Annotated in this window: 23 protein-coding genes and 1 riboswitch; of the genes, 5 read left to right on the forward strand and 18 right to left on the reverse strand. The window is 32.9% G+C overall.

The genetic code is table 11. The features are described from left to right. Positions 1-147 precede the first annotated feature (147 nt). The 8 genes from rpmF to IKZ35_00815 all read right to left on the reverse strand — a co-directional run bounded on the left by rpmF (position 148) and on the right by IKZ35_00815 (position 6,365). Positions 148-330 carry a 50S ribosomal protein L32 gene (rpmF, locus tag IKZ35_00780; GenBank protein ID MBR4892500.1) on the reverse strand — a complete coding sequence of 61 codons (183 nt, stop codon included), beginning with the start codon at positions 328-330 and terminating at the stop codon, positions 148-150. Between the two features lie 23 nt (positions 331-353). Next, positions 354-812 carry a DUF177 domain-containing protein gene (locus tag IKZ35_00785; GenBank protein MBR4892501.1) on the reverse strand — a complete coding sequence of 153 codons (459 nt, stop codon included), beginning with the start codon at positions 810-812 and terminating at the stop codon, positions 354-356. A gap of 79 nt (positions 813-891) precedes the next feature. Continuing rightward, positions 892-2,088, reverse strand: coding sequence for an acetate kinase (locus IKZ35_00790; GenBank protein ID MBR4892502.1), 1,197 nt, complete (start codon positions 2,086-2,088; stop codon positions 892-894). A gap of 14 nt (positions 2,089-2,102) precedes the next feature. Next, positions 2,103-3,101, reverse strand: coding sequence for a phosphate acetyltransferase (pta, locus tag IKZ35_00795; protein ID MBR4892503.1), 999 nt, complete (start codon positions 3,099-3,101; stop codon positions 2,103-2,105). Positions 3,102-3,185: 84 nt separating this feature from the next. Continuing rightward, positions 3,186-4,328, reverse strand: a complete 1,143-nt coding sequence (locus IKZ35_00800; GenBank protein ID MBR4892504.1) for a nucleotidyltransferase — start codon at positions 4,326-4,328, stop codon at positions 3,186-3,188. Between the two features lie 11 nt (positions 4,329-4,339). Beyond that, complete coding sequence (locus IKZ35_00805) at positions 4,340-5,410, reverse strand: Gfo/Idh/MocA family oxidoreductase (GenBank protein ID MBR4892505.1); 1,071 nt, start codon at positions 5,408-5,410, stop codon at positions 4,340-4,342. Between the two features lie 407 nt (positions 5,411-5,817). Next, on the reverse strand, positions 5,818-6,090 hold the full coding sequence (locus IKZ35_00810; protein ID MBR4892506.1) for a type II toxin-antitoxin system YafQ family toxin: 273 nt from the start codon (positions 6,088-6,090) through the stop codon (positions 5,818-5,820). Further along, a complete protein-coding gene (locus IKZ35_00815; GenBank protein ID MBR4892507.1) occupies positions 6,090-6,365 on the reverse strand; it encodes a type II toxin-antitoxin system RelB/DinJ family antitoxin in 276 nt (91 codons plus the stop codon). Before IKZ35_00815 ends, IKZ35_00810 begins: the two co-directional genes overlap by 1 nt. A gap of 612 nt (positions 6,366-6,977) precedes the next feature. On the opposite strand from IKZ35_00815, the gene gltX reads away from it, so the two are divergent. From gltX to IKZ35_00830, 3 genes are all read left to right on the forward strand, one after another. Beyond that, positions 6,978-8,627, forward strand: coding sequence for a glutamate--tRNA ligase (gene gltX, locus IKZ35_00820; protein ID MBR4892508.1), 1,650 nt, complete (start codon positions 6,978-6,980; stop codon positions 8,625-8,627). Next, positions 8,628-10,283, forward strand: a complete 1,656-nt coding sequence (locus IKZ35_00825) for a glutamine--tRNA ligase/YqeY domain fusion protein (GenBank protein MBR4892509.1) — start codon at positions 8,628-8,630, stop codon at positions 10,281-10,283. It begins immediately after the preceding gene. A 70-nt stretch (positions 10,284-10,353) separates the two neighbouring features. After that, the gene (locus IKZ35_00830; GenBank protein MBR4892510.1) at positions 10,354-11,205 is read left to right on the forward strand and encodes an SDR family oxidoreductase; all 852 of its coding nucleotides are present in this window, start codon (positions 10,354-10,356) and stop codon (positions 11,203-11,205) included. Positions 11,206-11,264: 59 nt separating this feature from the next. On the opposite strand, the gene IKZ35_00835 is transcribed toward IKZ35_00830, so the two are convergent. The 8 genes from IKZ35_00835 to IKZ35_00870 form a co-directional block, all read right to left on the reverse strand. Further along, positions 11,265-12,599 carry an AAA family ATPase gene (locus tag IKZ35_00835; GenBank protein MBR4892511.1) on the reverse strand — a complete coding sequence of 445 codons (1,335 nt, stop codon included), beginning with the start codon at positions 12,597-12,599 and terminating at the stop codon, positions 11,265-11,267. A gap of 10 nt (positions 12,600-12,609) precedes the next feature. After that, complete coding sequence (locus IKZ35_00840) at positions 12,610-13,722, reverse strand: chorismate mutase (GenBank protein MBR4892512.1); 1,113 nt, start codon at positions 13,720-13,722, stop codon at positions 12,610-12,612. Between the two features lie 8 nt (positions 13,723-13,730). Beyond that, entirely contained in the window at positions 13,731-14,792 is a 1,062-nt protein-coding gene (gene aroC / locus IKZ35_00845; GenBank protein ID MBR4892513.1) for a chorismate synthase, read from the reverse strand. Next, on the reverse strand, positions 14,785-16,050 hold the full coding sequence (aroA, locus tag IKZ35_00850) for a 3-phosphoshikimate 1-carboxyvinyltransferase (protein MBR4892514.1): 1,266 nt from the start codon (positions 16,048-16,050) through the stop codon (positions 14,785-14,787). The genes aroC and aroA overlap by 8 nt, the downstream gene beginning before the upstream one ends. Next, positions 16,037-17,071, reverse strand: a complete 1,035-nt coding sequence (gene aroB / locus IKZ35_00855; protein ID MBR4892515.1) for a 3-dehydroquinate synthase — start codon at positions 17,069-17,071, stop codon at positions 16,037-16,039. The genes aroA and aroB overlap by 14 nt, the downstream gene beginning before the upstream one ends. Then, positions 17,052-17,894, reverse strand: a complete 843-nt coding sequence (locus IKZ35_00860; GenBank protein ID MBR4892516.1) for a prephenate dehydrogenase — start codon at positions 17,892-17,894, stop codon at positions 17,052-17,054. Before IKZ35_00860 ends, aroB begins: the two co-directional genes overlap by 20 nt. Beyond that, positions 17,891-18,910, reverse strand: a complete 1,020-nt coding sequence (gene aroF, locus IKZ35_00865; protein ID MBR4892517.1) for a 3-deoxy-7-phosphoheptulonate synthase — start codon at positions 18,908-18,910, stop codon at positions 17,891-17,893. Before aroF ends, IKZ35_00860 begins: the two co-directional genes overlap by 4 nt. Positions 18,911-19,198: 288 nt before the next feature. Then, positions 19,199-19,744, reverse strand: a complete 546-nt coding sequence (locus IKZ35_00870; GenBank protein ID MBR4892518.1) for an ECF transporter S component — start codon at positions 19,742-19,744, stop codon at positions 19,199-19,201. Between the two features lie 56 nt (positions 19,745-19,800). Further along, a riboswitch (FMN riboswitch) is annotated at positions 19,801-19,919 on the reverse strand. Between the two features lie 91 nt (positions 19,920-20,010). Between IKZ35_00870 and sigK the strand changes: the two genes are divergently transcribed. Next, positions 20,011-20,694, forward strand: a complete 684-nt coding sequence (gene sigK, locus IKZ35_00875) for an RNA polymerase sporulation sigma factor SigK (GenBank protein MBR4892519.1) — start codon at positions 20,011-20,013, stop codon at positions 20,692-20,694. 30 nt (positions 20,695-20,724) lie between these two features. Beyond that, positions 20,725-21,459 carry a GNAT family N-acetyltransferase gene (locus tag IKZ35_00880; protein ID MBR4892520.1) on the forward strand — a complete coding sequence of 245 codons (735 nt, stop codon included), beginning with the start codon at positions 20,725-20,727 and terminating at the stop codon, positions 21,457-21,459. Between the two features lie 31 nt (positions 21,460-21,490). On the opposite strand, the gene IKZ35_00885 is transcribed toward IKZ35_00880, so the two are convergent. Then, on the reverse strand, positions 21,491-22,027 hold the full coding sequence (locus IKZ35_00885; GenBank protein ID MBR4892521.1) for a hypothetical protein: 537 nt from the start codon (positions 22,025-22,027) through the stop codon (positions 21,491-21,493). Continuing rightward, positions 22,027-22,803 (reverse strand): ECF transporter S component, encoded by a 777-nt coding sequence (locus IKZ35_00890; protein MBR4892522.1) that lies wholly within the window; start codon positions 22,801-22,803, stop codon positions 22,027-22,029. The genes IKZ35_00885 and IKZ35_00890 overlap by 1 nt, the downstream gene beginning before the upstream one ends. Between the last annotated feature and the right edge of the window lie 12 nt (positions 22,804-22,815).

Raw genomic sequence — 22,815 nt, forward strand, 5'->3', positions numbered from 1 at the left:
TAAACCTCACGGTGTTAATAAAACTAATAAAATAATTTGTATTTTTATATTTATGGTGTTCATGTACTACTACACTAAATTAGGTAAATATGGAAAGAATTTTTGTGCTTATACAAAAATAGAGAAGGCAGAGTTGCCTTCTCTATATTATTGTGCGTCAACCTTGATAACTTCTTTACCATCGTAATTACCACAAGACATACATACTCTATGAGGTAATTTATATTCTTGACACTGAGGGCATTTAACCATACCCGGAATAGTAAGCTTCCAGTTAGCTCTTCTCTTATCTCTTCTTGCTTTTGACACTTTTCTCTTTGGAACTGCCATCAAAAACACCTCCTTAATCACATTTATTGTAACAATTTTTTTAATACATCAAATCGAGGGTCTGTAACCTCTTTATCGCATTTACACTCTTTCTCATTAAGATTTGTTCCACACACAAAGCACAGACCTTTACAATCTTCTTTGCACAAAAACTTCTGGGAAAGACTGAACAAAACACTTGTGTAAACTGCTTCGTCAATATCAATAGTATTCTGCACGATTTTTAAACTTTCAGGACAGTCTTCGCTGCCAATCATTTCTTCAAAAGAAGTTTCCACCTCTTTTTTGATTTCTTCAAGGCAACGGGCACACTGCGCTATACAAGTTGTTTTAATATTACAGGATATAACATACTGGTTACTGTAATTCTTAACAGTGCCTGATACATATACGGGAAAATCAAAATCATCATATTTAATTTCGCCGCTGTATGAAAGGGTTGCGCCCTCATCTCCTGCAATTTTTGAAATATCTACAACCATACAGACTCCTTTAATATTCTATTATTTACACAATAATACCAAATAGCATTATAACAAAGGGTATTCACTTTGTCAAGCATTATTTGCTTTCAACTATTTTCTTTGTATCAAGTGCAATCATAAGTTCTTCATTAGTTGGAATAATTAATGTTTTAACTGTTGCATCAGAAGATGATATGTCAAGTTCATATCCTCTTTCCTTATTAAGTTCAGGGTCAATCTTAACACCCATAAATTCTAAACCTGAAACTGCGTTTCTTCTTACATATTCAGTATTTTCTCCAACACCTGCAGTGAATACGATAGCGTCAACGCCACCCATAACTGCAGCACAGATACCGATCTGCTTTTTAACGTGGTATATGAACACATCAACTGCAAGTCTTGATTTTTCTTTATTATCTGTTTCATCGCCAAGTAAGTCTCTAAAGTCAGAACTTAAACCTGAAACACCTAAAACACCTGATTTTTTATTTAAAATATTTAAAACTTCAGATACAGACATATTTTCTTTAGTTGCAATAAATTCAACAATAGCAGGGTCAATATCACCGCTTCTTGTTCCCATACATACACCTGCAAGTGGTGTAAAGCCCATTGAAGTTTCAATAGATTTTCCGCCTTTTACTGCAGAAATTGAAGAACCGTTACCTAAATGGCAGGTAATAATTTTTAATTCTTCTATCGGTTTACCAAGCATTGCTGCCGCTCTTTGTGCAACATATTTATGACTGGTACCGTGGAAACCATATTTTCTTACACCGTATGTTTCATAGTAGTTATATGGAACAGCATAAAGGTATGCTTCTTTAGGCATAGTCTGATGGAAAGCAGTATCAAAAACTGCAACCTGAGGAACGCCAGGCATCATTTCCTGACACGCTTTTATTCCTAATATATTAGGAGGGTTGTGAAGTGGAGCAAGATCAACACATGCTTCAATTTTTCTTAAAACTTCATCAGTTACTAAAACTGAATCGTTAAAATATTCTCCCGCGTGAACAACTCTGTGGCCAACTGCATCAATTTCACTCATTGATGAAACAACGCCGTGGTCTTTATCTAATATAGCATCCATTAAAACTTTTATAGCGTCTTGATGGTTATCCATTTTTGTTTCAAGAACAAAGTCTTCTTTACCGGAAGGTTTATGTGTAAGTTTACCGTCAATACCTATTCTTTCAATTAAACCTTTACAGATTACATCATTTGTTTCAGGGTTCATCAACTGATATTTAAGTGATGAACTACCTGCATTTATAACAAGAACTTTCATTTTTATATCTCCTTTTAATTCTGATTCTGAGCCTGAACACAAGTGATTGCAACAACGCCGACAATATCATCAGCACTGCATCCTCTTGATAGGTCGTTAATAGGTTTTGCTATACCCTGAGTAACAGGACCGTACGCTTCTGCTTTTGCAAGTCTTTGTACTAATTTATAACCTATATTACCTGCATCAAGGTCAGGGAATACTAAAACGTTTGCATGACCTGCAACAGGTGAGCCAGGGGCTTTTGATTCGCCAACGCTTGGAACTATTGCAGCGTCAAGCTGAAGTTCACCGTCAACTTTTAAATCAGGATTGTTTTCTTTACAAATTCTTGTTGCTTCCAATACTTTATCAACATCAGGGTGTTTCGCACTTCCTTTTGTTGAGTGAGAAAGCATTGCAACTATTGCTTCTTTCTGTGTTAAAAGTTCAAAAGATTCTGCAGAACATGCTGCGATGGCTGCAAGTTTTTCAGGGTCAGGATTCTGTTCTAAACCACTGTCTGCAAAAATAAATGTACCGTCTGCACCGTATTCACAATCAGGCACAACCATTACGAAGAACGCTGATACAAGTTTAACGCCTGGTTTTGTTTTAACAATCTGAAGACTTGGTCGTAAAGTGTTGGCAGTTGAATGACAAGCACCTGAAACTACTCCGTCTGCATCTCCTGCTTTAACCATAAGACAAGCGTAATACATATAATCAGAAAGAGCCTGTTTTTTAGCATCTTCATATGTAAGACCTTTTGATTTTCTTAATTCCACAAAAAGATTGATATATTCTTCTGTTTTTTCGTATGTATAAGGATTAATAATTGTAGCACCTGAAATATCAAGACCTTTGCTGTTTGTAGCAACTTCTTCAGGAGTACCGATAATGATTAAATTGGCAATTCCTTCTTTTAATATTGTTTCTGCCGCTTCAAAAGTTCTTCTGTCCATAGATTCTGGAAGAACGATAGTTTTTTTGTCGGCTTTTGCACGGTTTTTAACACTTTCTAAAAAAGTCATTTGACATACATCTCCTTTAAAAATATTTAAACATTGTTATTATACAGTAAAATCAGATTTTTTTCAAGGTTTTTTTATATAAATTTACAACAAAATTCTTTTGTTTTCTCCGCCTTTATTACCACAAATTATACTATAAATGTCATGAACCTTTAAATCAAGTAACAAGTCAGGATATTTCTCATAATGTTCTTTAGTCGGGTTTGTTATAACAGGAATAAGGCTCTTTTTATTAAGTTCGCCTATAAGTTTTTTACCATTTTCATTAAATGCAAGAACTCTTGCATACTGAGGGTCTTTTTCTCTTTCTTCTTTCTTTATATCGCATAATATATTAAAGAGTATTCTCTTAATTCTTGTGTAGGTATATCTTTTAGACTTTATATATTCTGCCACTTCTTTAACACCAAATGCGTTTCTTGATGCTTCGGCTATTAAATTTTCAAGCCCCTCTGACACATCAGGATATTTTAAAAGTTCTTCACTTTCTTTTACTCTTAAAATGTATGTTATAACTTTATCAAACTCTTCTTCAAAAACAGGTAAAACATTGTCTGATAACTTAAATGCTTTTTTTGGCATAAAAGGAGATATATCCTCATTATTTCTAAGGCGTTCCCTTATACCTGTTGCAGATGCAAAACCGTCTTTTGTTTCTAAGTCGTTATACCCTGTTTTAATTCGCTCCAAAGTATATGGAGTTATTTTTGACTTTGTTTTTAAAAGGGCTTTTATATAGTTTATTGCAAGAATATTATTTGGAGTTTTTAAAATCTCTTTGTCTGAATCTGAAAATTCTTCCGATATAGCCTCGTAAACAGGTATTCCCTTTTTCTGATTTTTTATGATTTTTGATTTTATTTTTTCGCTGTTTAACTTTTCGGCAATAGACTTTAATTTTTCTATATTACCTGATTCGCTACCAAATGAAAGATAGTCTACTATATTAAGGCTATTTAACAGTTTAACTGAGCCTTCAGCAAAAAATTCTGCAGATGACAATGCATAAGGAGCAGGAAGTTCTATAACTAAATCAACACCGTTTTCGGCTGCCATTTTTGCTCTTAAGAATTTATTATAAAGCGCAGGTTCTCCACGCATAACAAAATCTCCGCTCATAACAGCAACGATAAAATCTATGCCTAATTCTTTTTTTGTTTTTTCTATCTGGTATAAATGCCCGTTATGAAACGGGTTATACTCAGCAATAATACCTGCAATTTTCATTAAAATTCCCTCTATATATCAAAATGCGGAACTTCTTTCCACTCGTTTGTTTTTGCCGATTCATAAATGGTTAAAATAAGGTCTATTCCTCTTCGTGCGTCAGAAGCCGGAGCAATTAACTCTTTACCATATAAAACACCGTCAATAAAGTTTGACACCACTTCAAAGTGAGCATTCATATCCATATCTTCAGGGCTTTCTCCAAAACTTTCAACCTTATCGGAAAGTTGAATTTCCTCTACATTAAATTCATCATCAGATAAACTTTTATAAAGCATTGTTTTACCGTCTGCAAAGACTATTGTTCCTCTTTCGCACTCTATTCTTATTCTGTCGCACTCGGAGTTCTTTTCTGGAAAATATGAAAGGACTGTTCCCATCAACATTCCGTGAGCACCGTTATCAAATTCCATAAGCGCATTTGCAGTATCTTCGCCTGTCATTTTTCTTCCCATTATATCGGTTACAGCACACACTTTTTTAACATTACCGCAAAGATAGATAAGTGCATCAATTCCGTGGCTTCCCTGATTTATAAGGCATCCTCCCCCATTGATTTCCTTATCCCCTCTCCAGTAAGAGTTTGCATAATAAGAATGGCTTCTGTAACCTCTGTACTGAAATTCCACAATTCTCATTTTCCCAAGTTCGCCTGAGTCTAATACTTTTTTCGCATTAACTATTCCTGACTGAGTTCTGTTCGGGAATACACAGCCTAATAATACATTATTTTTATTAGCAGCATCAATCATGGCAGTCATTGTGTCTATTTTTACATCTAAAGGTTTTTCGCAAAGAACAGGAATTTGTTTATTTAAAAATGCAATGGTAACCTCCCCGTGATATGAACTTGGGTTACAAACAATAGCCATATCTACACTGCATTTTTCAAGCACTTCGTTATATTCATTGGTTAAAAAAGGAATATTATACTTTTCTTTAAACTTTTTCCCTTTTTCATAATCTCTTCCGCATACAAGCGCAACAACCTCTGCCCTTTTATCGTTAATTATCGCGTCCATATGAGAGGCCGCTATCATTCCGCAACCAATAAGTGCAACCTTTAATTTTTTATTTTCCATATTTTCATCTCCTGTTTAAAAAAATGTATTTTTTTCTCTCGTTGTCCTATCACATCCGTCAGGATATATCGCATCGAAGATATATCGCGTACAAAGTACATATCGCAAATTCCGTCAGGAATTTATATCGCTGATGAATTCACACAGTGAATTCATCATATAAAGATTGTATAATTTAGATGCCAATGTTTTTAGTCGATATGCAATCTTCGATTGCTCGATATTTTTACTGTCGTAAAATCGATATGATATAAATCTCGTCGCGTCAGCGACATATCGAGTCTTTTAAGACATATCGAAAATCTCGCAAGAGATTTATATCGATGCATTACTTTGCAATGCAATAGTTGCATAAAGTTAGAACAAAAAACAACCGATGCAGTCAAAAAATTCTGCATCGGTTTTGATTAAAACAAATCGCTGTGTGTTCCTGTTCGAGTAAGATATAATATCAATTCATCATCTGCGATCTCATAAATCAATAACCAATCAGGTGTAATATGACATTCTCTGCAGCCTGAGTATTCCCCCAACAAATTATGATCCTTATTCTTTTCGGGAAGTTGCTCTCCATTTGCTAACTTTTTAATTACTTCTGTCAGCAATAAAATATTATATCCTCGTTTTTCAATTCGCTTTAAGTCCTTCTGAAATTTTGTAGTCGGTCTTATTGAGTACATCAAACGAGCAACTCCTTCATCATATCATCAACATTTGTATATGTCTTTCCAAGAGAAGGATTTTTCTTCATTGCTTTCACTTCTTCTATTGCCTCAATAGTTTCGCTGTTTGGAACTCTTAAAGATATATCAAAGGGTATTCTCTGTTCTCTGACAGCCTGCTTCGCAGATAAAGTAAAAAATGTTGTCATATCCATCCCAAGATTAGATACTAATTCCTGAAGTTGTGCTTTTAGTTCCTCGTCCATACGCATTGTCACATTTGTAGCAGCCATAATATCAACCTCCTTTAAGATTATACTAACACAACATAATAACATTGTCAATACATTATATGTAATTTGCAATGATTTTATACAACCATTTCAAGCTCAAATCTTTTTCAATGGTTTTTTGCCAAAATTCGACACTCTTTATATAAAGACTGTATAATTTAGATACCAAGGTTCTTAGTCGATATGCAATCTTAGATTGCTCAATATTTTACTCCGTAAATCGATATGTTTTTGCTATGCTCAAACTCGATATGATATAAATTCCTTCATCTCGTCCCAAAGAGACATATCACATCGAAGATATATCGCGTACAAAATACATATTGCAAATTCCGTCAGGAATTTATATCGCTGATGAATTCACACAGTGAATTCATCATAAAACAAAAATTGCGATATACTAAAAATCTCTTATAAGATTTTTAGCGATAAATTTAATCGCTCTGCAATTAAATTTATTATATCACAAGAAATTTCCCAAATCAACAAGGATGGAATAAAATTCTATTTATATATAAAGTATATACTAAGCATACAATAGAGAGGTTTTTCATTGACAATTTTTATAAAATATATTATACTTAAAAGAAATTTTTAACTGGGAGTGGACTTATGGATTACAAAGATTTAGCTCAAATTTTATTTCCTGATATAAATCTGACAATGGAAGATTATGAAAAAAAATATCCTGAAAGAAATTTAAAAGAGGGAGCAAAGGTTACAAGAATTGCACCAAGCCCTACCGGTTTTATGCATCTTGGTAATTTATTCGGTGCGATTACCGATGAAAGACTTGCTCATCTTTCAGACGGGGTGTTTTTCTTAAGAATAGAAGATACTGACTTAAAAAGACAGGTTGAGGGCGGAGTTGAAACCATTATAAAAGTGTTTGAACAGTTCGGCCTTAATTTTGATGAAGGGGTTACATTAGACGGAGAAAAGGGCGATTACGGGCCATACCGTCAAAGACAAAGAGAAAAGATTTACAAAACATATGCAAAGCATCTTGTATCACAGGGCCTTGCATACCCTTGTTTTTGCACTGAAGAAGAACTTGAAGAAATGAGAAAAACTCAGGAAGCAAACAAGGAAAACTTCGGATATTACGGAAAATATGCAAAATACAGAAACTTTCCGTTAGAAGAAGCAGCAAAAAAAGTTCAAAACGGTGAACCTTATGTTTTAAGATTCAAATCTTTCGGGAACCCTGAAAACAAGGTAAAACACACTGACCTTATAAAAGGGCTTATAGAAATGCCTGAGAATGACCAGGATATAGTTTTACTTAAATCAGACGGTATTCCTACCTATCATTTTGCACATGTAATTGACGATCACCTTATGAGAACAACAATAGTTGTAAGGGGCGAAGAATGGCTTGCAACACTTCCTATCCACCTTCAGTTATTTGATACATTAGGGTTTAAAAAGCCTAAGTTTGCACACACTGCACAACTTATGAAGATGGACGGAGAAAGCAAGAGAAAACTTTCAAAAAGAAAAGACCCTGAACTTGCGCTTTCATATTACAGCGAAGTTGGCTATCCTGTTCCGTCAGTTATTGAATATCTGCTTACTCTTCTTAACTCAAACTTTGAAGAGTGGAGAATTGCAAACCCTAACGAGCCATACACCAAATTTAATTTTACAACCAAAAAGATGAGTGTATCAGGCTCACTGTTTGACATAAACAAATTAAGAGATGTAAGTAAAAACGTAGTTGCAACTATGGATGCAAAAGAAGTTTATGATTATGTTACAGGCTGGGCAAAAGAATATGACAAAGACTTTTACGAACTTCTTACAAGAGACGAAAAATACACAACTGACATTTTAAATATAGGCAGAGGCGGAAAAAAACCTCGTAAAGACATTGCAGTATGGAGTGAAGTTAAAGACTATATGGGCTTCTTCTTTGACGAACTGTTTGACGAAGAGTATGATTTCCCACAGAATATATCAAAAGAAGATATAGCCTTAGTTCTTTCAGAGTACAAAAATTCATATAAAGAACGAGAAGATATGAACGACTGGTTTAATGACATATGCGAAGTAGGAAGCAAATTAGGTTTTGCACCTACCACTAAAGATTACAAGGAAAACCCTGAAAAATACAAGGGAAACCCTGGGGATGTAAGCCAGATTATAAGGGTTGCCATGACAGGCAGACAAAATTCTCCAGACTTATATTCAGTTATGAATATTTTAGGGTATGATAAAGTTATAAATCGTCTTGAAAAAGCAGTTAAGGGGGTTAAATAAATGGAAGAAATGAGTTCAAACTTTATACACGAAATAATTGACGAAGATTTAAGTAAAAATCCTGAACTTAAAATTCACACCCGTTTTCCGCCTGAGCCTAATGGTTATCTTCATATAGGAAGTGCGAAAGCAATTTATATAAATTATATGACTGCGAAAAAATATAACGGGCTTTTCAACTTAAGATATGACGACACCAACCCTGCAAAAGAGGATGACGAATATGTTAATTCCATCCGTGAAGATCTTGAATGGTTAGGTGCAACACCCGAAGGTGGAATATTCTACGGAAGCGATTATTTTGATAAATGCTATGAATATGCCATAAAACTTATAAAAGACAAAAAAGCATATGTTTGCAACTTATCGGCTGACGAAATGAGAGAATACAGAGGAACTCTTACAGAGCCAGGTAAAAACAGTCCGTACAGAGAAAGAAGCGTTGAAGAAAACCTTAAACTGTTTGAAGAAATGAAAGAGGGTAAATTCAAAGAGGGCGAATGTACACTAAGAGCAAAAATTGATATGGCATCCCCTAATATGAATTTAAGAGACCCTGCGATATACAGAATAACATATAAAAACCATCACAGACAGGGCGATAAATGGTGCATTTATCCTTTATACGACTTTGCTCATCCTATTCAGGACGCATTAGAGGGGATAACCCATTCTCTATGCTCTTTGGAATTTGAAAATCACAGACCGTTATACGACTGGGTTATTGATAATATCGGTTTTACCAAAAAACCTCATCAATACGAATTTGCAAGACTTAATGTGTCAAATACTGTTATGAGTAAAAGATATTTAAGAGAACTTGTGTTTGACAATTATGTTGACGGATGGGACGACCCTCGTATGCCTACCCTTTGCGGTTTAAGAAGAAGAGGTTACACTCCGTCTTCCATTTTTGAATTTGTTAAAAGAGCAGGGATATCAAAGGCATACAGTTTAGTTGATATAAGACTTTTAGAGCATTGTATAAGAGAAGAATTAAATTTAACTGCTCCAAGAAAAATAGCAGTTTTAGAGCCTCTAAAGGTTACTATAACAAACTATGACGAAGACAAGGTTGAATACTTTGAAGTGTCAAACAACCCTAACGATGAAAGCGCAGGGACAAGAAAAGTTCCTTTTACAAACACTATTTATGTTGAAAAAAGCGACTTTATGGAAGAACCTGTTGCAAAATTCCACAGATTAAAGCCTGACGGTGAAGTTCGTCTTATGGGTGCATATATTATAAAACTTAATGAGATTATAAAAGACGAAAACGGAGAAGTTATCGAACTTAAATGCACAGCAGACTTAGAAACAGGCGGAAAAAACCCTGCAGACGGAAGAAAGATAAAGGGTACAATTCATTGGGTAAGCAGTAAATTTGCCATTGATTCTGAAATAAGAATTTATGATAATCTGTTTACTAAAGAAAATTTAATTGAACTTGATGATGATGACAGTTATCTTAACTATCTTAACCCTGAATCACTTAAAGTGTTAAAAGGCTGTAAATTAGAACCGTCCTTAAATGATGTCAATAAAGGCGAAAGATTCCAGTTTGTAAGAAACGGATATTTTACCAAGGATACAAAAAATGATAATGTATTTATAAGAATTACAAATCTTAAAGACAGTTTTAAGCCTCAGCAATAATATAACTTGACTTTAAAAAATAAATAATATAAAATAAGAATATAACAAAATATTAAGGAGGAATTTAAAAATGAACGTTCCATTAAAAGTTGACTTAAAAGATAAAGTTGCTGTTGTTACAGGTGGCGGCGGAATTCTATGTGCTGTTATGGCAAAGGCTATTGCGGCATGTGGTGCAAAAGTTGCTATCTTAGACTTAAGAGAAGAAGCAGCACAGAAAGTTGCTGATGAAATTACTGCTGAAGGCGGCGTTGCTATCGGCGTTGCATGTAACGTATTATCTACTGAAGCATGTGAAGCTGCAAAAGCTATTGTTAACGAAAAACTTGGCAGTGTTGATATCTTAATAAACGGTGCAGGCGGTAACCACCCAAGAGGTAACACTACTAACGAATATTATTCAAAAGCAGATGTTATGAACCCTGATGTTATTTCTTTCTATGATTTAAGCCCTGAAAACATTCAGTTTGTTTTCAACTTAAATTTTGTTGGTACATTGATTCCTACACAGGTATTCTCTAAAGATATGGTTGATAAAGATGATGCTTCTATCATCAACATTTCTTCAATGAGTGCTTACTCTCCACTTACAAAAGTTTCTGCATACAGTGCTGCAAAGGCTGCTATCTCTAACTTTACTCAGTGGTTAGCAACTCACTTCTCAACAACTAATATCAGAGTTAATGCTATTGCTCCTGGTTTCTTTGTTACAGCACAGAACAGAGATTTACTTAAAAACCCTGACGGTAGCTGGACTGCAAGAAGTGAAAAAATCTTAGCAGGAACACCTATGAAGAGAATGGGTGAAGCTGAAGAATTACTTGGCGGATTATTATTCTTACTTTGCAAAGAAGCTTCAGGATTTATTAACGGTATTATCCTTCCTATCGACGGTGGATTTAACGCATACTGTGGAGTATAATTTGTAAATTTTTTAAACTACATATTAAAAGCCGAAAACGAATTTTCGTTTTCGGCTTTTTAAATCTTTGATATAATCTTATCTATAATTTTAACTGTTGTATCTTTTATATTTTCCTCTTTTTCGACTTTTTGCGACAAAGAGCAACATTCTTTATAGACAGGATGCCTTCTTTCTATAATTTCAAACAGTTTGTTTTTGTCATCCTTTAAAAGTGGGCGTGTAGTATCCCCTTTTATTCGGTTAAACAAAATATCTTTATTAACATCAATATAAACTATTATATTTTCTTCTTTATTTATACTGTTTAAATTAAAATACTCAGCAAGTCCTCCACCTGTTGAAATTACTCTCCCCTTATTTTTAATTGATTCTAAAAATACTTCCCTTTCTTTTTCTCTGAAATATTTTTCTCCCTTTTTCTCAAAGATTTCATTTATTGTCATTCCCTCTTTTTCGGCTATTAACTGGTCTATGTCAATAAACTGCATATTAAATATTTTTGCTATTTCCCGGGAAATTGATGTTTTGCCCGAGGCTGGAGCGCCTATTAAAATAATGTTTTTATCAACTTTAAAAGGCGGGATATTTTCTTTTGCCTTATTTAAAACTTTTAAAAATTCATCTTCGCTTAAGGTTATGTCATTAAAAATTTCCTGTGCTTTTACTGCCTGTGCAACAAGCATATTAAGACCGCTTATCCCTTTATTTCCATAATACTCGGCTACTCTTAACATAAGAGTTTTATAAGGGTTATATATAACATCAAAAACGACGGATATGTTTTTTAATTTTTCCAAAGGAATAAAACTGTCAAAAACATTTGGATACATCCCAAGAGAAGTTCCGTTTATCATTACATCAAAATAATCTATATCTTCTTTTTTTATATATTTAGGTTTAACACCTGTTTTTAAAAAAACAAAGTTTATAAGTTCATAAATTTTATCCTTATTTCTTCCTGATATATATACATCGGCATCTTTTAATACTGCTTCAAGAACTATAAGGGTTGATACCCCTCCGTTTCCCAAAACTAAAACTTTCTTCCCTTTTAAGTTAACCGAATTTTTTAAAAGCGTATCATTAAAACCGTACACATCGGTATTATACCCTGCTTTAACATTATCTAAGATTTTTACAGTATTGCAGACATTATATAATTTCACTTCATCTGAACAAACATCAAGATATTTTATTATATCCTTTTTATAGGGAATGGTAACATTAAAACCGTCAAGATTAGTTAAAACTTCCTTAAAACTTTTATCAAGGTTATCGTTTTCAAGTAAAGAATACTTACCGTCTATATTTTTAATTTTTAATATTTCTTCATGAATTATCTTAGACATACTATGGCCAAGAGGCATACCTGTCAAACCGTATTTATACATTTTTTCACCTTTAATAATTACCTGTAATTTTTATTTCTTCAAAAAGATAACTTATTTTTTCAAGATGCGCCAAAGTGTTTTCGTTAAGCAAAGACCCCTCTATATCGACATAAAATCTGTATTCCCAGTTATGTGATTTTACAGGTCTTGATTCAATATTTGTTAAATTAAAAGAATTGTTGGAAAAATCGCCAAGCACTCTTGCAAGGCTTCCCACTTTATGAGGTAAAGTAAAGACAAGGCTTATTTTCTGAGGGTTCCCCACAATTATTTTTTTCTTTGTTACTACAATAAAGCGTGTTTTGTTATCCTTAATATCAGATATATTTTCCTTTAAAACATTAAGATTATATAATTTTGCGTTAACTTTATTACAAATTGCACCTATTGAAGAATCTTTTAAATTTGAAACCTCAAAAGCTGAGAGCGCTGTATTTATCCCCTCTTCTTTAATATAACCGTTATCAGTTATAAACTTAGAGCATTGACAAAGTGCCTGAGGATGAGATTTAACCTTTTTTATATCCTCTAATTTCCCTATTCCAAGAAGACTGTGATCAATCTTAAGTTCACTGCTTTTTACTATTGTAAGGTCATTTTCATATATTAAATCATAGACCTCGCTAACGCTTCCTGCTGATAAATTTTCAAGAGGAAGAATTCCACAGTCTGCTTCTTTATCTATAATGCTTTTACACACATCATAAAAAGTGGTTTTATTTATATAACTTTTATCAGGAAACAATATTTTTGCCATTTCACTACCGTAAGACCCGTTTATTCCCTGATAGGCAACTTTGGTTATACCTTTTAAAAACTCGTCTTCGCCAATATGTAAAAAAGATGAATCAACCTTGTTTGCAGGGTTTAATTTCTGTTCCTGATATTTACAACTTATATCTATTAAATATTTAAAGAACTCTTTTGTTTCATCCTTAAACCAAACTTGGTCTTTAGTTCTTTCTTCTAAAATCAAGTTCTCTCTTTCCTCATTTTTTACAGGAAGATTATTTTCTTTTTTATATAGATAAACTTCGTGAACAAGTTCCATTCTTTTTAAAAAGAGATTCTTAAGTTCGCTGTCAACCTTATCTATTTCTTTTCTTAAATTATCAAGATTCATAATATCACCTATAATATACTGTCTAAAATTCCAAAGGCTGTAATCGCCTCTAATACCGGCATTGCCCTTAATGCTATAACAGGGTCATGACGCCCTTTTAATATAAGACTTTCTTTTTCTAAAGTTTCAAGGTTAACTGTTTGCTGCTCTTTAAATATAGACGGAGTTGGTTTAAAGGTTATTTTCATAACTATATTTTCCCCGTTGGTTATTCCACCGACTATTCCTCCGTTATTATTGGAAACTGTGCGAACTTCATTATCACATATTGTATACCCGTCATTAACCTTACTTCCGAAACTTTGTGAAAACTCTTCTCCTAAGCCAAACTCAACACTTTTTACTCCCGGGATGGCATATAAAAGGTTTGCAAGTTTACCCTCCATTCCTTCAAATAAAGGTCCGCCTACTCCCTTTTTCATATTGGTAACCATACATTCTATTTTAGCGCCCAGAGAATCTTTATTTTCCTTTGCTTCTTCTATTCTTTTTATAATTTTATCTTCTAAATTTAAAATAGTCATTTTCCCTGATTTAATTTTTATGATTTCATCATCGGTTGAAGATAAAAAACTTTTATCTTCTATATCCATAACCTTTAAAACATGAGAGAGAACATCTATCCCCTCTTTTTCTAAAATCTGCTTACATATACTGCCAAGAACGACTATTGGAGCAGTAAGTCTGCCTGAAAAATGGCCTCCACCCCTTATATCGTTAAACCCATTATACTTTATATATGCACTATAATCACTGTGGGACGGACGGGGTGTGTTTTTTAAATTTAAATAATCAGATGAATGAAAATCGCAGTTTCTTATAAGAACGCATAAAGGCGCACCTGTTGTATATCCGTTATATACTCCTGATATAATCTCAAAATTATCTGATTCATTACGAGAAGTTGATAAAGAATCATTCCCCGGCTTTCTTCTTAACACATCTTTATATATTTTTTCTTCATCTATTTTATGACCTGCAGGAAGATTAGTAATAACTCCCCCTATCATACTGCCATGAGATTCGCCAAATATTGTCATAGAAAGATTTTTAAGTGTTATACTACTCATTTATAAATTCTCCCTTTCCCCCAACTTTAAAGTAATCATTAAAAAATTCAGGATAAGATTTTTTAACCGCATCACAGCCTTTTATAACAGTTTCATCACACATAGTTGCCATAACTGATGCCGCCATAACAATTCTATGGTCATTAAAAGAGTTAACTGTTCCCCCTTTTAAATTATCACAATAATAAATCTTTAAAAAGTCTTCTCCCATATCAACCTTTACATTAAAAGATTCAAGCATTTTTACTGTTGATAAAATACGGTCAGATTCTTTTAATCTTAACCTACCTGCATTATATAGATTTGTTTCCCCTTTTGCAACTGCACCAAGCACTGAGAGGGCTGGCACAAGGTCAGGAATATCGGACACATCTATATTAATACCTTTAAGTGATGATTTTTTTACCCTTATAACATCGTTAGAAACACTAATATCTGCGCCCATTTTTTGTAAAATATCAACTATCTTAATATCTCCCTGACTGGAATTTAAGTTCATATCTTTTATTGTAATATCCCCAAAAATCGCACCTGCCGCAAGAAAAAACGCAGCCTGAGACCAGTCTTTTTCAACATTATAAGAAGATATTTTAGTTTTTCCTTTTTTAACTTTTATTATATTATCTTTAAAATACACTCTATGCCCGAAATCTTCAAGCACTTTTTTTGTTATATCAATATACGGTTTTGATTCTAACGGGGTGGTTATGTTTATTATTGTTTCTTCATTACATACAATGGAAGAAAGCATAAGCCCTGTTATAAATTGAGAACTTACATTGCCCTTCACATTAAATTCACGGCTTTTAAAAGTTCCTTTTGTTTTTAAGGGGAGATAGTCTTTACCCCTTTCATATTCTATACCGTTATTATCAAATATGCTAAAATAGTCATCCAAAGGGCGTTTTGGAAGTCTTCCCTCTCCTGTAAATTCACATTCTCTGTTAAGAGAAATGCATACAGGGATAAGAAATCTTAAGGTTGAGCCACTCTCTAATGCATTTATTAAAACGAAATTATTTAATTTAATATTTCCCTTTTTTATCTCTACTCTTTTATCACAATATTCTATATTTACCCCCAGTGCTTTTAAGGCGTTTATTGTTGCACAAATATCATCAGACATCTCAACATTGTTTATCACAATATCCCTGCCTGAGAGGGCAGAGCAAATAAGAGCACGGTGGGCAATGCTTTTTGAAGTGCAAAGGGGCACTTCGCCAAAAAGTTGTGATTTATACAGTTTAATTTGAGCCATATATTTCTCCAAATTCTTTGAATGTTTTTTTCTCTATTTTGCCATATCCTGTTTTTTCTACTGTTATTATATTTATAGAGTCTTTCAAGGCTTTTTTATCTTTCTTTACAGATTCTAGCAATACATTACAAGGTATATCCGTTTCATATGGCAGATTATATTTTGAAAGAAGATTTATAAGTTGGTTTTTTATATCATAATTTTTAGTTATAAGGCACATCCCTATTGCTACTGCTTCTCCGTGAGTTATACCCTTATAATTATAATATTTTTCTATTGCGTGGCCGAAAGTGTGGCCGAAGTTTAAAATCATTCTTTCATATTCTTCAAATTCGTCCGCTTCTACCACTTCTTTTTTTACATTTATTGCTCTTATAATAAATTCTTCTATATCTTCTTTAAAGTTTTGTGAGATACTTAGTTTTTCTATAAGAGTTTCATCTTTTATAAAACCTGCTTTAATAATTTCTGCCATACCACTTGAAATCTGCTTGTCATCAAGAGTGTCTAACAAAGAGATATCTGCAACTACAAGTTTTGGCTGTTTAAACGCTCCTACAAGGTTTTTGCCCTCTTTTAAATCTACCCCTGTCTTTCCGCCTATTGACGAATCAACTATTGAAAGAAGTGTTGTAGGAATCTGAACATAGTTTATTCCCCTTAAATATGTTGCGGCAACAAAACCTGATATATCCCCTGTAACCCCTCCGCCAAAGGCTAAGATAGTATCATCTCTTGTAATATTATTTTTTAAAAGTTCACTGTATATAAAGGATACAGTATCTAAAGTTTTATTTTCTTCCCCTGCAGGAATTGTTATGGTAGCATATTCTATATCAGAGTTATCAAGAATATTTAAAAGTGTATTAAGATGATATTTTTCAACATTCGTATCAGTTATAACAACTAATTTTTTTACTACCCCTGCCTCTTTTAAATATAAAGGCAGATTTTTTAATATATCCTTTCCTAACTTTATCTGATAAGAAGATGAAGAAAGGTTAATTTGTATAGTTTTCATCCTGCCACTCCTTTAATTTTCTTGCATTTTCAAGCAGTTTATATAAACTCTTGTCATCCTTTATAACAGCATTTTTTATCATACTTAATGTGTTTGTATATTCGTCTATCTGCTCTATCAATACATCCTTGTTAATTTTAAAAAGTTCTTCCCAGAGATCGGGATTAATTTTTGCAACCCTTGCCATATCCTTAAAACTTCCTGCATAAAAACCGTCGCACTCCTTAAATGCTTTTTGCATTACATATGCAACCGAAAGAATATGAGGAAGTTGGGAAGTAAAAGTTATCATTCTATCGTGATTTATATCGCTTGTTTTAACAATATTTGAAAATCCTGTCTTCTTAGCAAGATTTTCTATTTCTTTTAAGGCTTCCTTATCGGTATTTAAATTTTGGGCAATTAAAAATGATGCATTCTGAAAAAGAGTTTCTGATGCATTCAAAACTCCTCCTACCTCTTTACCTGCCATAGGATGCGCTGCTATAAAGCGAACGGTTTTATCCACATTATCTACTATATACTTTTTAACACCGCATAAATCGCATACTATTGCATTTTCCTTAAACTTATCCTTATTTTCGTTTATAAACTTAACCGTGTCATAAGGATAAAGCCCGATAAATATTATATCACATTCGCATAGTTTATGGCAAAAAGATTCATACACTCCGTCGCAAATATTGTTTTTTAAGATATATTCTCTTGTTTTTTCGCTTTTATCAAAGGCATAAACTGTATGGCTTGTATATTTTTTCAAAGCCATTCCCATTGAGCCACCTATAAGACCGAAGCCGACAATACCTATTGTTTTTAATGTCATATGGTTTTACCTTCTATTTGTGCAATTTTTGTTACTTTTGACATAAGTGTTCCGAATTCGTCAATGGTTAAAGACTGTGGCCCGTCGCAAAGTGCTTTTTTAGGGTCGTTATGAACTTCTATTATAAGCCCGTTTGCACCTGCTGCAACTGCTGCTTTTGCCATTGGCTCAACCATCCATGACATACCTGTTGCGTGAGACGGGTCAATAATAACAGGAAGATGAGTTAATCTTTTAAGAGCAGGAATTGCACTTAAATCAAGAGTATTTCTTGTGAATGTTTCAAAGGTTCTTATTCCTCTTTCGCAAAGGATGACATTACCGTTTCCCTCGCTCATAACATATTCTGCTGCCATCAGCAGTTCTTCTATTGTGTTGGAAAGACCTCTTTTTATTAAAATAGGTTTATTGAGTTTTCCCAACTGTTTTAAAAGTTCAAAGTTCTGCATATTTCTTGCGCCTACCTGAAGAATATCAACGAACTCAACAAACTCGTCAAGATGACTTGCAGACATAATTTCAGAAACGATCGGAAGCCCTGTTTCATCCTTTGCCTGTTTTAAAAGTTTAAGTCCGTCAAGCCCCATTCCCTGAAAGGCGTAAGGAGAGGTTCTTGGTTTATACGCTCCACCTCTTAAAAATTTTGCGCCCAATGATTTAACACCTTTTGCAATCTCGATAACCTGTTCCCTGCTCTCTACCGAACATGGCCCTGCAATAACCGTAAGTTTATCGTCTCCACCAATATATTCGTTTGCCACTTTTATAACAGTATCGTCAGGTTTAAATCTTCTGTTTGCCTTTTTATAAGGTTCGGATATTTTTATAATCTGCTCAACAAACGGATATTTTGCTATTATCTGCTCTGTATCAATTAAAGAAACATCGCCTAAAAGCGCAATAACATTTTTATGCGCTCCATAGTTTATCTGAATTTCAAGGCCCTTTGACTCAAGGTCGCTTTTAATTTTTAAAATATCAGATGTTTTTATATCTGACTTTGTTGTTAGTACCATAACTTTATCCTCCTTAAAACATTTTTTGAAAAACAAAAAAGCAACTCAGGTATTTATGAGTTGCTTAAAAATTTTATAATCTTCCTTTTTAGAAATTACACAAACTCACAAATACATTTTTTAAAACAACCAAAGAAAGCCGCAAAACAAAAAAGATATGCAGCAAAAAAGTTATAATAAAAGTTGTTTACAAAAATGTCAGCCATACTATGTGTCCTTTCATAAAAATTTACTTAATTATATTCCCATTATTTTTATATGTCAATAGAAAATTTACTTTTTTATAATTTATACTATCCTTAATTTCCTAAGCAACATATATAAGACAAATACTATCACACCGTTAGCCATTGTTTTAATTAAATTAAACGGAAGCATAACAGGGACAAGCATATTTACAACTGCTTTAGCAGGAACTCCCATAAAAATCGGAGTAAACCACACATTCCATAAAAGCATTATAAGCGTAGAAACCATAGCACCGAATATAAGGGCAACTGCCAAGCCTCTTATATTCCTTACTCTTCTATAAATGAAGCCTGAAATCAAAACATAAAAACCTGTTGCAAGAATATGCATAATAATACCGATTATCCCACTTGAAGCACTTACTGTTATCCCCTGTATAACCGATACAACAAGGGTTACTAAAACCCCTGCACAAGGTCCGTAAATCAAAGTGGCAATAAGAATGGGAACATCTGCAAAATCATATTCTAAAAAAACTGCTCCAGGCCATGGAAGACGAATAAGCATTACAAGAATAACAGATATTGCTGATAACATAGAAAGGGTTACCATTTTTTTTGTATTTAATTGTCTGGCATTTAGCATTATAACTCCTCCAATAAAAAAACTCTGCAAAAATATGCAGAGAGTAAAAACAAATTTATGGTTTTATTTATCCGGACTTTACCGTCGGTTTCGGAATTTCACCGAATCAACCTTTAAAAAAAGGCTCATGGACTATACCACCGGTGAGGAATTGCACCTCGCCTCTAAAACATATTTTTAATTATTATATTACCAAAATAATAATATGTCAATATGGACTTGCAAAAATAGAAATATCTTACATAAACTTATACAGGGTGAATTTTATGTTTAATTTTTTACTTAATTTTTTATCAGATTTTTTTGTTTTAATAGGCTATCTGACAAATTTAAATTCCTTTCCAAAACCACTTTCAAAAAAAGAAGAAGAAGACCTTATTTTAAAGTTTAAATCTGGTGATGAATCTGCAAGGGATATTCTTATTGAAAGAAACTTAAGACTTGTAGCATATGTTGCAAAAAAATACTATCAATGCCCGAAAGATTATGAAGACTTAATATCAATAGGAACAATAGGGCTTATAAAGGCAATAAACAACTTTGATAACGATAAGGGCATCCGTCTTGCTACATATGCTGTAAGATGCATTCAGAACGAAATTTTAATGTGTTTAAGGAGCGAGAAAAAATTAGTTAACGAGGTATCTATAAACGAGCCTATCGGTTTTGACTATGAGGGGAACGAAATAAATCTTATGGATATTTTAACCGATGAGGAAGAGGCAGTTTTTAACGAGGTAAACCTTAATATAAACATTAAAAAACTCTACGAGGGGGTAGAAAGCGTTTTAGATGAAAGAGAAAAGAAAATTATCTCTTTAAGGTACGGTTTATACAATAAAAAACCACTTACTCAAAAGCAGGTTGCAAAAAAACTTGATATTTCGCGTTCCTATGTTTCAAGGATAGAAAAAAAGGCTATTGAAAAGTTGGAGTTGTTTTTTAAGTAAGATTACTGTATAATATACCAAGGTGATAAAATGAATTTTAAAGATATATTAAATGAGCAGATTGCTCTTGATTTTAGTTTAGATTTATGTGATGTTAAATCTTATAAAAACATCTTTGCAAAAGATTTAAAAAAAGACGGAAGACGAATTTATGAATGGGATAACGCACTACTTAAAAGTTGCGCTATCAATAATAAGTTTATCTTTGCATCCGAAAATGAAGAACTTTTAAAGATATTAAAAGAAGAGTTTGAATATATAAACGCAGGGTTTATTTCAAGTTTTTCTAACCTTAAAAAAATAAACAATATATTATATAACTTCGGTCATACAATCTACGATTGCCATCATTATTACATACCGTCAAAAACAGTTGAATTTAATAATGACTTCCCTGTTAAATGGTTTGAAAAAGATGAACTTTATATTTTTAAAGGAAATGAAGATTTTAAAAATGCTCTGGAATTTTCAAGTTTAAGACCTGATATGCTTTCAGTATGTGCATACTGCGGGGATGAAATTATGGGTATGGCTGCTGCAAGTTATGACAGTAAATATATGTGGCAGATAGGCATAAATGTAAAAGATAAATTTAAGGGTATGGGAATTGGAGCATATCTTGTTAACCTTCTAAAAGAAGAGATTATAAAAAGAGGGGTTATGCCTTTTTACGGAACGGTTGAATCGCATATTTATTCTCAGAAAATCGCTTTAAAATGCGGGTTTACACCTGCGTTCTGGCAAATGTATTCTACTAAAATATAAAAAAAAGAGCAGTTATGCTCTTTTTTTTGCTTTATAATTTATTATATTGAAAACGGATAATGGCAGTGTCTTTTTTTATCTTAACACTAAGTTCAACAGGGTATCCGTTATAGTTCCATTTTTCTAAAAATTCTTCATTATCTTTACACATGGAAATATCATTAAGTTTTATAACTCTTTTTGTTATATCAGGGTCAATAGCAACGCTTCCGTAATAGGAAAACATAAGGTTAACTATCCCTGATACATATGGGATAAGTTCATCATCTACATTTTTTTTAGTTTCAAACCCTGACACTTTTATAACATTATTTTTATCTAAAATAAAATACGGAGTAAATTCCATAAGTTGTTTATCCATATAATAAATGTTTTCTTCTTCGTTATAGATAAGTTTGCCTGTTATATCAGTTACTTCATCTGTATTTTTACCGATAAGCTGAGAATATGGCAAACGAACTAATGAAGAATAAGACTCTTCTATATTATTAAGGTCCTGCTCGGGTAAAGCGCAACCTGAAAGAATAAATATAACAATAAGTAAAGATACCAATAATCTTTTTTTCATTAACCATTCTCCTTTGAAATTTTATAGTAAAGTCTTATTACATAACTTATTACAATACTTTGCACCACTATTGCAACCACTTCTTCAATAAGACGGGGCGCATATAATGTCCAGAAGCCTACTTTTGAAAGACCTGGTATAAAGATTTTTAAAATAAAAGTATTAAGAGTGGTAACCAGAATATTTGGAAACATAAAGGTTACAAGAAGTTTTATAAAATTTTCGTCATATAATTTTTTTAAAAGTCTGCCCAAAACAAAATCTATAAAAAGAATAAACGCTAATCCTATGCCTATAAGTTCAAACCAGATTATAAAAAGAAGTTTTATTTTTTCTGATGATAAAATAAACCCTGCATAGTTACTTTCGCTAAAAAAGGTAACCGATATATTATTTATAAAACTAAAACCTATAAAAAACGCCGATAAAGATATAAGAATTTTTTTAATAACAGTTGAATTTAATTTCTTTGTATACTTAAAGATAAAGCCTGTAAGCACACAGCCTAATGCTGCAGTCAGTGTCATAGGGAAAATATACCCACCGTTAGGCTTTATAAGATAGCCTAATATATCTGCCAAAGCACCTGTAATTCCACCGTATAAAGGGCCAAACAAAACTGCAGGTATCTTTATAAATATTGCCGAAACGGATATTTTAAGCGCTGCCGCTCCGCCTAATGCCAGATAAGATGTAAGAACATTTAAAACGGTGGCAATAGCAATAATTATTGAAGTGTACACTAACTTTCTTAAATCTTTACCTTTTCTTTCCATAAAAATTCCCCT

Source organism: Clostridia bacterium, assembly GCA_017554615.1.
Classification (GTDB): domain Bacteria; phylum Bacillota; class Clostridia; order UMGS1840; family HGM11507; genus SIG450.

Bases quoted from the DNA above. Each gene is read 5' to 3' on its own strand.
- aroC (MBR4892513.1), bottom strand. From the start codon at position 14,792: ATGAGTAGTATAACACTTAAAAATCTTTCTATGACAATATTTGGCGAA.
- aroB (MBR4892515.1), bottom strand. From the start codon at position 17,071: ATGAAAACTATACAAATTAACCTTTCTTCATCTTCTTATCAGATAAAG.
- IKZ35_00880 (MBR4892520.1), top strand. From the start codon at position 20,725: ATGAATTTTAAAGATATATTAAATGAGCAGATTGCTCTTGATTTTAGT.
- IKZ35_00885 (MBR4892521.1), bottom strand. From the start codon at position 22,027: ATGAAAAAAAGATTATTGGTATCTTTACTTATTGTTATATTTATTCTT.
- IKZ35_00840 (MBR4892512.1), bottom strand. From the start codon at position 13,722: ATGAATCTTGATAATTTAAGAAAAGAAATAGATAAGGTTGACAGCGAA.
- IKZ35_00870 (MBR4892518.1), bottom strand. From the start codon at position 19,744: ATGCTAAATGCCAGACAATTAAATACAAAAAAAATGGTAACCCTTTCT.
- pta (MBR4892503.1), bottom strand. From the start codon at position 3,101: ATGACTTTTTTAGAAAGTGTTAAAAACCGTGCAAAAGCCGACAAAAAA.
- aroA (MBR4892514.1), bottom strand. From the start codon at position 16,050: ATGGCTCAAATTAAACTGTATAAATCACAACTTTTTGGCGAAGTGCCC.
- IKZ35_00790 (MBR4892502.1), bottom strand. From the start codon at position 2,088: ATGAAAGTTCTTGTTATAAATGCAGGTAGTTCATCACTTAAATATCAG.
- rpmF (MBR4892500.1), bottom strand. From the start codon at position 330: ATGGCAGTTCCAAAGAGAAAAGTGTCAAAAGCAAGAAGAGATAAGAGA.
- gltX (MBR4892508.1), top strand. From the start codon at position 6,978: ATGGATTACAAAGATTTAGCTCAAATTTTATTTCCTGATATAAATCTG.
- IKZ35_00810 (MBR4892506.1), bottom strand. From the start codon at position 6,090: ATGTACTCAATAAGACCGACTACAAAATTTCAGAAGGACTTAAAGCGA.
- IKZ35_00830 (MBR4892510.1), top strand. From the start codon at position 10,354: ATGAACGTTCCATTAAAAGTTGACTTAAAAGATAAAGTTGCTGTTGTT.
- aroF (MBR4892517.1), bottom strand. From the start codon at position 18,910: ATGGTACTAACAACAAAGTCAGATATAAAAACATCTGATATTTTAAAA.
- IKZ35_00815 (MBR4892507.1), bottom strand. From the start codon at position 6,365: ATGGCTGCTACAAATGTGACAATGCGTATGGACGAGGAACTAAAAGCA.
- IKZ35_00785 (MBR4892501.1), bottom strand. From the start codon at position 812: ATGGTTGTAGATATTTCAAAAATTGCAGGAGATGAGGGCGCAACCCTT.
- IKZ35_00825 (MBR4892509.1), top strand. From the start codon at position 8,628: ATGGAAGAAATGAGTTCAAACTTTATACACGAAATAATTGACGAAGAT.
- IKZ35_00800 (MBR4892504.1), bottom strand. From the start codon at position 4,328: ATGAAAATTGCAGGTATTATTGCTGAGTATAACCCGTTTCATAACGGG.
- IKZ35_00805 (MBR4892505.1), bottom strand. From the start codon at position 5,410: ATGGAAAATAAAAAATTAAAGGTTGCACTTATTGGTTGCGGAATGATA.
- IKZ35_00860 (MBR4892516.1), bottom strand. From the start codon at position 17,894: ATGACATTAAAAACAATAGGTATTGTCGGCTTCGGTCTTATAGGTGGC.
- IKZ35_00835 (MBR4892511.1), bottom strand. From the start codon at position 12,599: ATGTATAAATACGGTTTGACAGGTATGCCTCTTGGCCATAGTATGTCT.
- IKZ35_00890 (MBR4892522.1), bottom strand. From the start codon at position 22,803: ATGGAAAGAAAAGGTAAAGATTTAAGAAAGTTAGTGTACACTTCAATA.
- sigK (MBR4892519.1), top strand. From the start codon at position 20,011: ATGTTTAATTTTTTACTTAATTTTTTATCAGATTTTTTTGTTTTAATA.